The sequence below is a fragment of the Roseovarius mucosus genome, assembly GCF_002080415.1.
Classification (GTDB): Bacteria; Pseudomonadota; Alphaproteobacteria; order Rhodobacterales; family Rhodobacteraceae; genus Roseovarius; species Roseovarius mucosus_A.
In genome coordinates this window covers 3,477,956-3,491,899 of record NZ_CP020474.1, presented here as the reverse complement: position 1 = coordinate 3,491,899, position 13,944 = coordinate 3,477,956, and the positions used below count along the sequence as shown (strand labels likewise).

12 protein-coding genes are annotated in these 13,944 nt (G+C 61.9%); 5 read left to right on the top strand and 7 right to left on the bottom strand.

What is annotated here, in order from left to right; translation table 11 throughout:
- The first annotated feature begins 87 nt into the window (after nucleotides 1-87).
- Both ilvC and ROSMUCSMR3_RS16640 read left to right on the top strand, forming a co-directional pair.
- Nucleotides 88-1,110, top strand: a complete 1,023-nt coding sequence (gene ilvC / locus ROSMUCSMR3_RS16645; RefSeq protein WP_081508039.1) for a ketol-acid reductoisomerase — start codon at nucleotides 88-90, stop codon at nucleotides 1,108-1,110.
- Nucleotides 1,111-1,177: 67 nt separating this feature from the next.
- Entirely contained in the window at nucleotides 1,178-2,095 is a 918-nt protein-coding gene (locus ROSMUCSMR3_RS16640; RefSeq protein WP_008280084.1) for a DMT family transporter, read from the top strand.
- A 133-nt stretch (nucleotides 2,096-2,228) separates the two neighbouring features.
- Here ROSMUCSMR3_RS16640 and folP read toward each other — a convergent pair whose 3' ends face one another.
- The 4 genes from folP to ROSMUCSMR3_RS16620 all read right to left on the bottom strand — a co-directional run bounded on the left by folP (nucleotide 2,229) and on the right by ROSMUCSMR3_RS16620 (nucleotide 5,231).
- A complete protein-coding gene (folP, locus tag ROSMUCSMR3_RS16635; RefSeq protein WP_081508038.1) occupies nucleotides 2,229-3,239 on the bottom strand; it encodes a dihydropteroate synthase in 1,011 nt (336 codons plus the stop codon).
- Nucleotides 3,240-3,319: 80 nt separating this feature from the next.
- Complete coding sequence (locus ROSMUCSMR3_RS16630) at nucleotides 3,320-3,718, bottom strand: DUF4864 domain-containing protein (protein ID WP_081508037.1); 399 nt, start codon at nucleotides 3,716-3,718, stop codon at nucleotides 3,320-3,322.
- Between the two features lie 53 nt (nucleotides 3,719-3,771).
- A complete protein-coding gene (locus ROSMUCSMR3_RS16625; protein WP_081508036.1) occupies nucleotides 3,772-4,176 on the bottom strand; it encodes a c-type cytochrome in 405 nt (134 codons plus the stop codon).
- A 77-nt stretch (nucleotides 4,177-4,253) separates the two neighbouring features.
- Complete coding sequence (locus ROSMUCSMR3_RS16620; protein WP_008280080.1) at nucleotides 4,254-5,231, bottom strand: Ldh family oxidoreductase; 978 nt, start codon at nucleotides 5,229-5,231, stop codon at nucleotides 4,254-4,256.
- Between the two features lie 204 nt (nucleotides 5,232-5,435).
- Between ROSMUCSMR3_RS16620 and fabF the strand changes: the two genes are divergently transcribed.
- Nucleotides 5,436-6,695 carry a beta-ketoacyl-ACP synthase II gene (gene fabF, locus ROSMUCSMR3_RS16615; RefSeq protein ID WP_008280079.1) on the top strand — a complete coding sequence of 420 codons (1,260 nt, stop codon included), beginning with the start codon at nucleotides 5,436-5,438 and terminating at the stop codon, nucleotides 6,693-6,695.
- Nucleotides 6,695-7,852: an endolytic transglycosylase MltG gene (gene mltG, locus ROSMUCSMR3_RS16610; protein WP_008280078.1), complete on the top strand. Its 1,158-nt coding sequence runs from the start codon at nucleotides 6,695-6,697 to the stop codon at nucleotides 7,850-7,852. Before fabF ends, mltG begins: the two co-directional genes overlap by 1 nt.
- Before the next feature lie 271 nt (nucleotides 7,853-8,123).
- Here the strand turns inward: mltG and ROSMUCSMR3_RS16605 are convergent, their stop codons facing one another.
- The 3 genes from ROSMUCSMR3_RS16605 to ROSMUCSMR3_RS16595 all read right to left on the bottom strand — a co-directional run bounded on the left by ROSMUCSMR3_RS16605 (nucleotide 8,124) and on the right by ROSMUCSMR3_RS16595 (nucleotide 11,846).
- Complete coding sequence (locus ROSMUCSMR3_RS16605) at nucleotides 8,124-9,056, bottom strand: ABC transporter permease (RefSeq protein ID WP_081508035.1); 933 nt, start codon at nucleotides 9,054-9,056, stop codon at nucleotides 8,124-8,126.
- A complete protein-coding gene (locus tag ROSMUCSMR3_RS16600; RefSeq protein ID WP_081508034.1) occupies nucleotides 9,049-10,056 on the bottom strand; it encodes an ABC transporter permease in 1,008 nt (335 codons plus the stop codon). Before ROSMUCSMR3_RS16600 ends, ROSMUCSMR3_RS16605 begins: the two co-directional genes overlap by 8 nt.
- Before the next feature lie 89 nt (nucleotides 10,057-10,145).
- The gene (locus tag ROSMUCSMR3_RS16595) at nucleotides 10,146-11,846 is read right to left on the bottom strand and encodes a peptide ABC transporter substrate-binding protein (protein WP_008280075.1); all 1,701 of its coding nucleotides are present in this window, start codon (nucleotides 11,844-11,846) and stop codon (nucleotides 10,146-10,148) included.
- Between the two features lie 275 nt (nucleotides 11,847-12,121).
- Between ROSMUCSMR3_RS16595 and ROSMUCSMR3_RS16590 the strand changes: the two genes are divergently transcribed.
- Nucleotides 12,122-13,942 carry an ABC transporter ATP-binding protein gene (locus ROSMUCSMR3_RS16590; protein ID WP_081508033.1) on the top strand — a complete coding sequence of 607 codons (1,821 nt, stop codon included), beginning with the start codon at nucleotides 12,122-12,124 and terminating at the stop codon, nucleotides 13,940-13,942.
- Nucleotides 13,943-13,944: the final 2 nt, after the last annotated feature.

The following is a 13,944-nucleotide window of genomic DNA, read 5'->3' as shown; positions in this document are numbered from 1 at the left end:
GAACTTTACCAGAAATAATCCGAAATCACCAGTCTCTTTCGCCCGGTCATGCCTATGATGCGCCTATCAACCGAAGAGGAGAACGCCATGCGCGTCTATTACGATCGTGACTGTGACATCAACCTGATCAAAGACAAAAAGGTCGCCATTCTTGGCTATGGCAGCCAGGGTCATGCCCACGCGCTTAACCTGCGGGATTCAGGCGCAAAAAATCTGGTCGTCGCCCTGCGCGAAGGCTCGAAATCGGCAAAGAAGGCCGAGGCTGAGGGTCTTAAGGTCATGGGTATCGCAGAAGCCGCAGCTTGGTGCGACCTGATGATGTTCACCATGCCCGACGAGTTGCAGGGCGAAACCTATCGCAAATACGTGCATGACAACATCCGCCCCGGCGCGGCGATTGCCTTTGCCCACGGCCTCAACATCCATTTTGGCCTGATCGAACCGAAGGAAGGCGTTGACGTCATCATGATGGCGCCCAAAGGCCCCGGCCACACGGTGCGCGGCGAGTATGTCAAGGGCGGCGGCGTGCCCTGCCTTGTGGCGGTCAACAACGATGCATCCGGCAAGGCCTTGGAAATTGGGCTTTCTTACTGCTCGGCCATCGGTGGCGGGCGCTCGGGGATCATCGAGACCAACTTCCGCGAAGAGTGCGAAACCGACCTCTTTGGTGAGCAGGCCGTGCTTTGTGGTGGCCTTGTCGAACTTATCCGCATGGGCTTCGAGACGCTGGTCGAAGCGGGCTATGCCCCTGAAATGGCTTACTTTGAGTGCTTGCACGAGGTGAAGCTGATCGTCGATCTGATCTATGAAGGCGGTATCGCCAACATGAACTATTCGATCTCGAACACCGCCGAATATGGTGAATATGTCAGCGGTCCGCGGGTTCTGCCCTATGAGCAGACCAAGAAAGAGATGAAGGCCATTCTGCGCGACATTCAGACCGGCAAATTCGTGCGTGATTTCATGCAGGAGAATGCCGTGGGCCAGCCTTTCTTTAAGGGCACGCGCCGCATGAACGACGCGCATCAGATCGAAGAAGTCGGCCAGAAGCTGCGCGCCATGATGCCGTGGATTTCCGCAGGCAAGCTGGTGGATCAAAGCAAGAACTGAAGTCCTTGAAATCCAAAGCGAAAGGGCATCCCCTGCGGGTGCCCTTTCGTGTCTGAAAGGCCCCTCCATGCAAGAGATTTCCGCACTCAACTGGCTGAGGATCGGTGCCTTGGGCGTGATCTGGGGCGCGTCCTTTATGTTCGTATCGGTCGCGTTGACCGGGGCGGGACCATTCTTCGTGGCGGCGGTGCGGATCGTGTTGGGGGCGGGGTTTTTGCTCTGCCTGCTGCGGTTCAAAGGGCGGAAATTGCCCGCTTTGCGCGGCCCGGACGGGGCGCGCATCTGGCAATTCGCACTTGTCATGGCGTTGTTTTCAAACGTTTTACCATTCATCCTTTTGTCTTGGGCGCAGCAATCTGTGGCTTCGGGGTTTGCCGGGGTGTGTATGGCGGCGGTGCCGCTTTTGATCTTGCCCTTGGCGCATTTTCTGGTGCCCGGAGAGCGGATGCATGTGCGGCGTTTGGTGGGGTTTGTTCTGGGCACGACGGGGGTTGTCGTGTTGATCGGGCCAGAAGCCTTCACTTCGACCGGTAAGGATCTGGAATCCTTGGCAAGACTGGCCTGCCTTGGGGCAGCGGGGGGCTATGCGATCGGCTCGATTGCTACACGTCTGTCGCCAGAGGTGGACCGTTTGTCGCTGTCCGCTTTGGTGTTGACGCTGGCAGCGGGGATGATTGTGCCCTTGGCGTTGGTGGTTGAGGGGTTGCCTACTGATTTGAATACAAAGAGTTTATTGGCCTTGCTCTATCTTGGCATCCTGCCGACTGGCGTGGCACAACTGTTGCTGGTGCAGGTCAACCGCGAGGCGGGGCCGAGTTTTTTCAGCCTTGTCAATTACATGGTGCCGGTGTGGTCGGTGATCCTTGGGGCGCTCGTGCTGTCCGAGGTTTTGCCGCCAAGTTTGCTGGCGGCGATGACGCTGATTCTGGTCGGTGTTGGCATGAGCCAATGGGGCGCTTTGCGGCGGGTCTTTGGCGCAAGGTGAGCCTTACAGAGCTTACGAAATCACCCCGGATTTTGTAAGGTTCAGCCCCATGCGTGCGCCCAGATCAGAATTTGGTAAGAAACCGGCCGCATCCTGTGGACAAGTCACAGCCCTAAAGCTGATTTTGAAAAGCCTAGGCGCGTGGCGCGGCGAGAGTGGCGCGCCAGAGATCAAGTGCGGCGCGGGTCTCGGGGACGTCATGCACGCGCAGGATCTGCACCCCTTGTGCCACACCGCCCAAGGCCACGGCGAGAGAGCCGGGGATACGGTCAGCAGCAACAGGCGTGCGGCTGATCTCGCCGATGAAGCGCTTGCGCGAGGCACCAAGGAGAACGGGACAGCCGAGGCTGTGAAAGAGCGAGAGGTTTTGCAGGAGGGTCAGGTTATGCGCAACAGTCTTGCCAAAGCCGATGCCGGGGTCGGTTATGATGCGCGCACGGGGGATTCCAAGGGCCTCAAGCGCCTCGATCCGGGCGGCGAGCCAGTCGTAGACATCGAGCAGCACATGGTCATAGCGCGGGTCTTGCTGCATGGTCTCGGGCGAGCCTTGGGCGTGCATCACACAAACCGGCAGGGCATGGGTGGCGGCATAGGGGGCCAAGGCGGGATCATAGGTTAGCCCCGCCACATCGTTGATCAGATTGGCCCCCACCGCATGGGCGGCCTGCGCCACCGCCGCCTTGCGGGTGTCGATGGAAATGGGCGTGGTCAGGCCCGCGCGCAGGGCCGAGATGATTGGGGCGGTGCGGGTGATTTCATCCTCAACGGGCACGGGGGCGGCACCGGGGCGGGTGGATTCGCCGCCCACGTCCAAAATTGCGGCCCCGTCACTGGCCATCTGACGGGCATGGGCCAGCGCCACTTCGGGATCAAAATGCTGACCGCCGTCGGAAAAGCTGTCTGGGGTGACGTTGAGAATACCCATGATCTGCGGCGCGGTCATATCGAGCCCCGCCACCGGCGCGCGCGGCGTGGTGAGGCGATGCAGCGCCTCAATCGGCAGATCAGCGGCGGGCATGAGGTAAGAGGGAGCGGCGCGATCCAGCACCTCGACCGTATCGAACCAGCACCAGCCGCCCGCAAGCGTCAGCGCGCCAGCGGGGCGAGCGGGATCGGTGCGGGGGATGGGGCGGTAATAGGGCATATGGGGCCTCAACGCGGCATGGGGATCAGGCCGGTGAGGTAAGCGGGTGGACCTCTGCGGTCAAGCCCGCCTGCGCGGGATCAAACGCTGGCATCCGGGGCGGGGCGCACCTGAACGCCGTTGATGCGCCAGCCCTCTGGCGTCTCGATCATCTCATAGTCTACGATCCAGCCCGCGCCCGCCGCATCGACGACCCGCACGCCTTGCCAGAGCCGCCCGGCAATCTCGCGCATCTCAAGAAAGGTCACGTCAGAGGGGCGCCAGACCATCGGATAGCCGTCGCGCACCATCGCGCCGAACTGTTCGGGGGTGGCAAATTTCTGCTGGATGAAGGGGCTGGCATAGCCATAGGCGCGGCTGACATCCTGTGCCAGAAACGCCTCGATCTGCGCGGTGATGACGGCCTTTGCCCCCTCTTGTGCGCGCAAGGGCGCTGCGAGACCGAGCATCAGGATCAAAGACAGAATGATAGAGCGCATGGTACACCTCTCACTATGCCAGAACTAGCCCCCTCTATGATTGCGTCAAGCGATCAGGGTTTTTGCAGCGTTTCGAGATAGGCCACCAGATCAATTACCGGCTGGCTGGTCAGGATGATTTGTCCGCGCTCGGTCTTGAGGCCGGTATCGCGATCCTCAAAGAAGCTGCCATAGATCGGCATCGGGCTGCCGTGCGACACCAGCGGATCACGCCCGTCGATGCGGCGCACCACCCGTTCAACCGGGAAATGGCCATTGTTCGTGGCCCTGAGCGCGGTGAGGTCAGTGGGAAGCAGTGTCAGCACCGCCCGCATCGGGCCAAAGCCGGTGGCGTCATGCCCATGGCAGGCGGCGCAATAGCGTTCATAGGTCTGGGTTCCGGCTCGGATGTCCTGGGCTTGCGTGGCGTTTGTCAAAGTGAGGCTTGCCAAGATTACGATCGAGAGTGTCGCGCGCATAAGAGGTCTCCTTGCGGTGTCCAAAGGCGGTGGTTCTCTTTTATAGGTCTGGAGCGTGCCCCATGCCTTGATCGGGATCAACCGGCCAGATCGCGCACCTGCGCCCAGAGCGGATCCGGGACGGTGACGGGATCGCACGGCTTTTTGCCCTGCCCCGGCATGCGCGCGCCTGCATCCGTAGTTGCGCCCTCGGCCACCTGCGCCAACCGGTCGAAGAAGACACCGGATAGGTCCGGGTCCATCAGCAGGTAATATTGCCCCAGATCATGCGGCGGGCCATCGGGTGCCTTGAGCGGGTTCACATCGCGGCTGACCACGCCGCCGGTCAGGCCTGCGGCCAAAAGCTCGGCCATAAGGCCAAGGCCCCAGCCTTTGGCCCCGCCGATGCTGACCAAGGAGCCGCTCAGCGCCGCCTCGGGATCGGTGGTGGGGTTTCCCTGAGCGTCAAGCGCCCAGCCCAGCGGGATAGGCTGGCCTGCCGCCTTGGCCATGGTGATCTTGCCCAGCGCCACGACTGTGGTCGATTGATCGAATTGCATGGCAAGACCGCCCTGCCCGTCTGGCACGGAAAAGGCGATGGGATTGGTGCCGATCACCCGCGTCTTGCCGCCCGGTGCGGCAACGATGGGCGAGGCATTGGTCATCCCCAATCCGATCAGCCCGCGCCGTGCGATCTGTTCGGTGAAATAGCCCAGTGAGGTGCAGGTATGGGCGTGACCGATGGCAAGGCTGGCGACGCCATTGATCCGCGCGGCTGCTGCGGCACGGTCGATGCCACGGGCAAAGGCGGGTTGGGCAAAGCCCATGCGCGCATCGACCAAGACCGCGCCGGGGCGCGGTTGGCTTACCTCTGGCTCGACCGTGCCGTTGACGCGGCCTGTCTGCAATTGCTGGCAATAGCTTTCTAGGTAGTAGAGGCCGCAGATGCGGTTGCCGATGCTTTCGGCAGCGCGCACAGCGCGGGCCACCTCGGCGGCGATCCACGGGGCCGCCCCATGCCGAATGAGGGCTGCCGTGGTGCGCGTTTCGATCTCGTGCAAGGTGATATCGGCCATGGCTCTGCCCTCTTGTGATAGCTGCGCGCCAGCTATGGGTGCGGGGGGTGGGCGCGGTCAATCCAATCCTTTTGAAGCAGAGTTCAGCCCAGCCGAAGTGACGGCGGTTGGCGGGGCCTTGCAGGGGATGGTGCGATGCTCTTGCCCCTTGGGGCCAAGGCGGGGTAAGAGCAGCAAAAGAACACACAAGGGAAAGGCAGCATCATGCGGCGTGTCGTTGTCACAGGTCTGGGTCTCGTAACCCCGCTGGCTGATGGGGTCGAACTGACCTGGAGCAGGCTATTGGCGGGGCAATCGGGGGCGGGAACCATCATCCGCTTTGACCCCGTCAATGTGGTGACGAAATACGCCTGCCAGATTCCCCTTGGCGATGGCACCGATGGCACCTTTCATTCCGATAAGTACATGGAGCCGAAAGAGCGCCGCAAGGTCGATGATTTCATCCTCTATGGCATTGCCGCTGCCCAACAGGCGGTCGAGGATTCAGGCTGGATGCCCGAGGATGAGGCCGCGCGCGAACGTACTGGCGTGATGCTGGGATCAGGCATCGGCGGGCTGCGCTCGATCGAGGAAACGGCCGGTATCATCCGCGAAAAAGGCGTGCGGCGGGTATCGCCGTTCTTCATTCCCGGCGCGCTGATCAACCTGATCTCGGGTCAGGTGAGCATTCGCTATGGGTTCAAGGGACCAAACCATTCGGTCGTGACCGCCTGCGCCACCGGCGCGCATGCGATTGGCGATGCGGCGCGGCTTATTCAGTGGGGCGACGCGGATGTGATGGTGGCGGGCGGGGCCGAAGCCTCGATCTGCGAGATCGGGATTGCCGGGTTCAACGCCTGCAAGGCGCTCTCGACCAAGCGCGCAGATGATCCTCAGGCCGCAAGCCGCCCCTATGACGCGGACCGCGACGGGTTTGTCATGGGCGAAGGTGCGGGCGTCGTGGTGCTTGAGGAATACGAGCATGCCAAGGCGCGTGGCGCGAAAATCTATGCGGAAATTCTGGGCTATGGCCTGTCGGGCGATGCCTATCACATCACCGCACCCTCCGAGACGGGCGATGGCGGGTTCCGGGCGATGCAGGCGGCGCTACAGCGCGCCGGTCTGAACCCATCGGATATTGATTACGTCAACGCGCATGGCACATCGACTATGGCGGATACCATCGAATTGCAGGCGGTTGAGCGGCTCTTGGGCAATGCGGCGGCGAATGTGACGATGAGTTCGACGAAATCATCGGTCGGGCATCTTTTGGGGGCTGCGGGCGCGGTTGAGGCGATCTTTTGCATTCTGGCAATCCGTGATCAGGTGGCCCCGCCCACCATCAATCTGGACAATCCATCGGTGGAAACGCCGCTTGATCTGGCGCCCAATGCCAAGCGCGAGCGCAAGATTGACGTGGCGCTGAGCAACAGCTTTGGCTTTGGCGGCACCAATGCGGCGCTGATCGTCGGGAAACCGCGCTGATGTGGCGACACATCGTCTCGAATTTCCTGACGCTGCTGGTGGTGGCGGTGTTTCTGCTGGGCGGGGTGATCCTCTGGGGGCAGCAGCAGTATTCGGCGCGCGGGCCGTTGTCGGATGCGATCTGCCTGCGGGTTGAACCGGGCAGCACCATGCGCCGGGTCTCGAGCCGGTTAGAGAGCGATGGGGCGGTGACGAGCGGCGCGATTTTCCGCATCGGTGCGGAATATTCCGAGAAGGACGCGTTGCTTAAGGCCGGAAGCTGGCTGATCCCGGAAGCGGCCAGCATGGCGGAGATCACCGATATCATCACGCGCGGTGGGGCCAGCACCTGTGGCACCGAAGTGGTGTATCGCTTGGGCGTGACAAGCGCCGAAGTGGTGGTGCGGGAATTGGATGCCGCCACGGGCCGCTATGAGGAACGGGCCAAATTCGATCCAGCCGCCGAGGGCGAGGTTCCGGCGGAATTCACGCAGGTGCGCGAACAGGCCGATACGCGCTATCGCGTGGCCTTGGCGGAAGGCGTGACAAGCTGGCAGGTGGTCGAGGGGTTGAAATCCGTCGATGTGCTGACCGGCGAAGTGGCCGAGGTGCCAGCCGAGGGCACGCTCGCACCCGACAGCTATGAGGTGCGCGCCGGCGACACGCGCGAGAGCGTGCTGACCCGGATGAGCGAGGCGCAGGCGGTTATTTTGGCCGCCGCGTGGCAAGGGCGCGCCGAAGGCCTACCGCTGCAATCCGCGCAAGAGGCGCTGATCCTCGCGTCGATCATCGAAAAGGAAACCGGCGTGGCGGATGAGCGGCGGCAAGTGGCCAGCGTGTTCGTCAACCGGCTCAATCGCGGCATGCGGCTCCAGACTGACCCGACGGTGATTTATGGTGTGACCGAGGGCAAGGGCGTGTTGGGCCGGGGTCTGCGGCAGAGCGAATTGCGCGGTGCAACGCCTTGGAATACCTATGTGATCGAAGGGCTGCCGCCCACGCCCATTGCCAATCCGGGCCGCGCCAGCATCGAGGCAGCAGTTGATCCCGACACCACGGATTACGTGTTCTTCGTGGCCGATGGCACCGGTGGCCATGCCTTTGCCGAGACTTTGGACGAACATAACCGCAACGTCGCCCGCTGGCGCGCCATCGAGGCAGAGCGCGGGAATAACTGAGGGGTTAAGGGGCGTTTCCAAGCGGCGAGCCGCGCGGTCGCTGGGCCGGGGTCTAGCGAAACAACGGAATTGGATGCCACTTTATGCCAGTCAAGTCCGTGTGACCCAGCAGAGTAGTGCTACGCCTCAAAATCGCTAGGCCGTCACACCAGAGGTGTGCCGATATAACGCGGCGCACCTTCGGTGCGACGGACGGCCCAGCGATCGCGCGGCGGCGCGTACCGCGCCTTGTTCCGCGCGGGTAACATACTGACCATGCGTTAAAGCCCCCTCACCGCCCCCGGATCCTCGGATCGAGCGCGTCGCGCAACCCGTCGCCCATATAGTTGATCGACAGCACCGTGAGCGAAATCCCCAAACCGGGCCAGAACACGCGCTCGGGGTAGTCTTGCAAATACTGCGTGGCGTCGTTCAAGAGCCGCCCCCATGTCGGGAAATCGGGCGGGAAGCCCAAGCCCAGAAACGACAGCGCGCTTTCAGTAATGATGGCATTGGCGATGCCCAGCGTGGCCGAGACCATGATTGGCGACATAACATTGGGCAGGATATGCCGGGTGATGAGGCCGAAATTGGTGGTTCCGATAGAGCGGGCGGCGAGGATGAATTCGCGTTCTTTCAAGGCCAGCACATCGCCGCGCACGATGCGGGCGGTGGGCATCCAGCTTGTCACGCCAATGGCCACCACGATGAGAATGAAAATACCCCGCTCGGGGCCGAACACGCCATTGAGCGCCTCGCGGAAGAGCAGCACCATCACCAAAAGAAGCGGCAGAAGCGGCAGCGACAGGAAGAGGTCGGTGAGGCGCATGAGCGGCCCGTCAAGGCGGCGAAAGAACCCCGCCAGAACCCCGACCAGTGAGCCCAGCACAAGCGCCAAGAGCATCGCCGTCAACCCCACCGCAATCGAGGTCTGCCCCCCCGCCATCATCCGCGCCAGCGTATCGCGGCCCAGTTGATCGGTGCCAAAAGGATGCGTCCAGCTTGGCCCCTGATTGCGGGCGCGAATGTCGATGAACGTGGCGTCATAGGGCCAGACCAGCGGGCCAAGAAAGACAGCGGCGATGATGAGGATCAGCACGATACTGCCAATCAGCGCGCCCCGGTGGCTCTTGAACTGATCCCAGACATCGCGCCATTGGCTGCGCGGCGGGGCGGTGGGGCCGGTATCCTTGAGGGCCGCGATGGGGGTTTGGGGTTCAGTCATAGCGAATCCTCGGGTCGAACACGCCGTAGAGCACATCGGCGACGATGTTGAAAAACACGATCAGCACGGCAATCATGAAGGTCACGGTTTGCACCATCGGCAGGTCGTTGGCCTCGATTGCGGTGATCAGAAGCTGGCCAAGCCCGTTCACCTTGAAAATCTGTTCGGTGATGATCGCCCCGCCAAAGATCGACGGCACGCCAAGGGCGATGACCGTGATCACCGGGATCATCGAGTTGCGCAGCACATGCACCATGACCACCGACCATTCCGACAGCCCCTTGGCACGCGCCGTGCGCACGTAATCCTGACCCAGATTGTCCAGCATCGAGGCGCGCATGAAGCGGCTGATCTGGGCGGTCGTTTGCAGCGCCAGAACCATGACCGGCATGACCATCTGCATCAGTTGCTGTTTGAACGTGGTCCAGTCCACCACCACCAGCGTGGTGTCATAGATCGAGGGCAGCCAGCCCAATTGCACGGAAAAGATCACGATCACCAACACGCCGGAAAAGAACGGCGGCACGGAATAGCCGACCATGGTGATGAAAGTGCCGGTCTGATCGAATACGGAATATTGCCGGTAGGCGGAATAGATGCCGATAGGCAGCGCAATAAGGATGCCCACCACATAGGACATCGCCACCACCCAGAGGGTCTGCGGCATGCGCTGCACGATCACATCCATCACCGGCGAGCGGAATTGCCAGCTGAGCACGCGCTGCTGCCCCTCGGCCATGCTCGTGCCAAAGAGCCAGTCGATCAGCATCATCGGCTCGACCACAAAGAATTGCCACATCCATTTGACGAAACGGATATGCGTGGGCTCGCCCAGACCAAGCGCCAGACGCATCTTTTCCTTGACGTCGGGGGGCACGGTCAGCGGCACCTGCGCCATCGGGTCGCCGGGGGCCAGTTCGAGCAGGAGAAAGATCACGAGGCTGATGAACAGCAGCGTCGGGATCGCGAGGACAAGCCGTCGGATCGTATAGGTCAGCATGCGCGGCGCCTTTGCGGGTCGTTCTTATCGTTGTCGGGTAAGCAAGGCGCCGCCCCGGAGAATGCCCCGGAGCGGCCTTTGGCGTCAGATCACTTGATCCGGAACCAGTCGGCGGCGTTCCACAACTCGGTGTCCCAGGTGTTCAGCTCTACCCCGCCCAACGAGTTGGAGCGGGCCGAGACGCGGCCACGGTCCACCAGCGGCACGATGGTGTAGCTGTCCTTGGTCAGCATGTCGTTGAGTTTCTTGGCAATCTCGCCGCGCTTGTCCAGTTCGGCGGTGCGGCCCAGTTCTTTGACCAGCGCATCATAGGCGGGATCGCAGAAGCGGTTGATATTCTCGCCCTGCCACTGGGTTTCGGGGCGCGGGGCCTTTTCACAGGTGTAGCCTGCCAGATAGCTTTGCGGATCGGTGCCGTCGAAGTTGTTGGCATACATTTCCACATCGGCATAGAATTTGGGGAAGGTATCGGGGCTGCCCGGATCGCTGCCAAAGAACACCGAGGCAGAGATGTTGCGCAGTTCGGTTTCAACGCCGATTTCGGACCACCACTGTTTGATCAGCGCCTGAAAATCCTGACGAACGGCATTGGTCGAGGTCTGGAATAGCAGCGACAGCTTCTTGCCATCCTTTTCGCGGATGCCGCCTGCGCCCACGGTCCAGCCTGCCTCTTCCAAGAGCGCCTTGGCGCCTTCGATATCCTGCGTCAGGCAATCGGTATTGTCCGAGGCAAAGATTTCCGGTGCCGGCACGAGGTTGCAGGTGGGTCGCCCCGCCTTGCCATAGCCGATTTCGGTCAGCAAGGCGCGGTCGATCGCCATCGAGAGCGCCTTGCGCACGCGCAGGTCGGTCAGGATCGGGTGCGGGTGCTTGGCGGTGGCGCGCTCGCCTTCGGGCAGGTCGGGCGACGGATCGGTCATGTTCATCTCGATCCGTTCCACCAGCGTGCCAAAGGCCGACATGGCCACGCCTTTGCCCGCCGCCTCCATATTGGCGATCACGTCGGGGGCAAGTTGCAGGTTCCACGCATAGTCGAATTCGCCGGTTTCCAGCACCGCGCGCCCTGCCGCCGTGGCATCGCCGCCGCCCTTAAAGGTCATCGTGGCAAAGCGCGGCTTGGCCGGGTCGCGGTAATTGGGGTTGGCCGAAAGCGAGATCACGTCATTAGGGCGGAATTCATCCACCTTGAAGGGGCCGGTGCCGATGGGGGCGAAATTGGCATCGGCGCATTCCTGCGCCTTGGCCCCCAGACAGTCGGCGAATTGCGCGGCCTGAATGATCGGGGCCTGACCGCCCATGAAGGGGCCATAGGGCACCGGGGTGGGCTGGGAAAAGTTTACCTTGACGGTCAGATCGTCGATCACTTCGACCGAGGAAACACCTTCGTATTTGCCAAGCTGGGCGCAGCCGCCTTCGGGGTGCATGCAGTATTCGGCGGTGAATTTCACGTCATTGGCGGTAAAGGGCGTGCCATCCGACCAGGTGATGCCCGGCTTGATCTTCCATGTGATCGAGGTGAGATCCTCGGACACGCCGCCATTGGCGACGGTGGGGATTTCTTCGGCCAGATAGGGGATCATCTCGCCCTTGGTGTTGTAACGGCCCAAGGGTTCGATCACGAGGCTGGCGGCCTCAACCTCTTTGGTGCCGCCCGAAAGATAGGGATTCATGATGGACGGCGCTTGCCAGTAGATCAGGTTCACATGGCCATCCGCGCCACGCTCTGCCATCGCGACAGAGGCGAGGCTGGTGGCGGCGGTGGCGCCAAGCAATAGGGATTTCAGGGTCATGGCTTTGGTCTTCCTCCGATGTTGGACAGCGATTTTTGGGCCGTCTCATTCGTTGATCCGCGGCACGTTAGGCTTGGCCGGGCGCATGCCGTGTCCGGTGCGGGGGTCCCACAACCTTGACTGGCATGGGCATCTCAGACCGGAACCTGATAAAATGCAAGCATTCCATTTGCGCGATTGGTCAACATCGCGTGCAACGTGCGGCGTTGTTTGACAGGGGCGCGCGAAAGTGAGTAGCGTTTAAGCATGATCCCCTGAATACAGAGGCAGCGCCCATGCTGGATACGCCCATTGTCCAGATCGAGAATCTCCGGGTTGCGTTCGAAACGCGGGATGGCCCGGTGGTGGGGGTCGAGGATGTGTCCTTTGCGGTGAACCCCGGCGAGACGGTCTGTATCGTGGGCGAGAGCGGGTCGGGCAAATCGGTGTCATCGTTGTCGTTGATGCGGCTGATCGAGTATGGCGGCGGCACGATTGCGGGTGGGCGTATCCTGTTTGACCGCAAAGAGGGCGGCACGGTCGATCTGGCCAAGACGGATCAGAGCCTGATGCGCACGATCCGGGGAAATGAGATCGGGATGATCTTTCAAGAGCCGATGACGGCGCTTAACCCGGTTTTTACCGTGGGGCGGCAATTGTCCGAGGGGCTGCGCGTGCATCGCGGCCTAGACAAGGCGGCGGCACGGGCGCAGGCACTAGAGCTATTGCGCGAGGTGCGTATCCCAGAGCCGGAGCGGCGGTTGCAGCAATATCCGCACGAGTTGTCTGGCGGGATGCGGCAGCGGGTGGTGATCGCCATGGCGTTGGCGTGCAAGCCGCGCCTGCTGATTGCGGACGAGCCGACGACCGCGCTTGACGTGACCATTCAGGCCGAAATTCTGGCGTTGATTGATCGGCTCAAGCGCGAAACCGGCACGGCGGTGATTTTCATCACCCATGATATGGCCGTGGTGGCGCAGATGGCCGACCGGGTGGTGGTGATGTTTCGCGGCACCAAGGTCGAAGAAGGGCCGGTTGCACAGATATTCGAAGCGCCATGCCATGACTATACCAAGGCGCTGCTCGCCGCTGTGCCCAAGCTGGGCGAGATGCGGGGCAAGGTCTGGCCAGAGCCGATGCGCCTTTTGGGATCGGACGCGCAAGAGATCAAACCGATCAAGGGGCACGACAAAGAGCTGTTGCGCGTCAAGGGCTTGACCACGCGCTTTCCGGTCAAGGGCGGGTTCTTTCGCCGGACGCTGGCCAATGTGCATGCGGTCGAGGATCTGTCCTTTACCCTGCAAAAGGGGCGCACGCTGTCGCTTGTGGGGGAATCGGGCTGTGGCAAATCCACTGCGGGCCGCTCGATCCTGCGGCTGGTCGAGCCGATGGCCGGCGAGGTGGTGCTGGACGGTGTCGATATCATGGCGCTTGCCCCGCGCGATCTGCGCCGCGCCCGCGTGGACATGCAGATGGTGTTTCAAGACCCGTTTGCCAGCCTCAATCCGCAGATGAAGCTGGCGGCGCAGGTGGCAGAGCCGATGAAGAATTACGGGCTGGTGTCCGCCTCAGAGATCGAAGACCGGGTGGCGATGCTGTTTGACCGGGTGGAATTGCCGCGCTCTTTCCTGCGGCGCTTTCCGCATGAGTTGAGCGGCGGGCAGCGGCAACGGGTGGCGATTGCCCGTGCGCTGGCCCTCAACCCCAAGCTTATCGTCGCGGATGAGGCGGTGAGCGCGCTCGATGTCAGCGTGCAGGCGCAGGTGCTCAACCTCATGATGGAATTACAGGCCGATTTGGGCCTGAGTTACGTCTTTATCAGCCATGACATGGCCGTGGTCGAACGCGTGAGCCATGATGTGGGCGTCATGTATCTGGGCCGGATTGTCGAACGGGGACCGCGCGCGGCGGTGTTTGAAAACCCGCAACATCCCTATACGCAGGCCCTGATGAAGGCGGTGCCGATTGCCGATCCAAAGCTGCGGAAATCCGAGAAGGACCTGAATTTCAAGCCGATCCCCTCGCCCATCCACCGGGTCGGATACGATCCGGGACCGTCGGTGTATAAAGAGGTGGATCCGGGGCATTTCGTGCTGACCTCAGAAAGCGGGTATTGAGC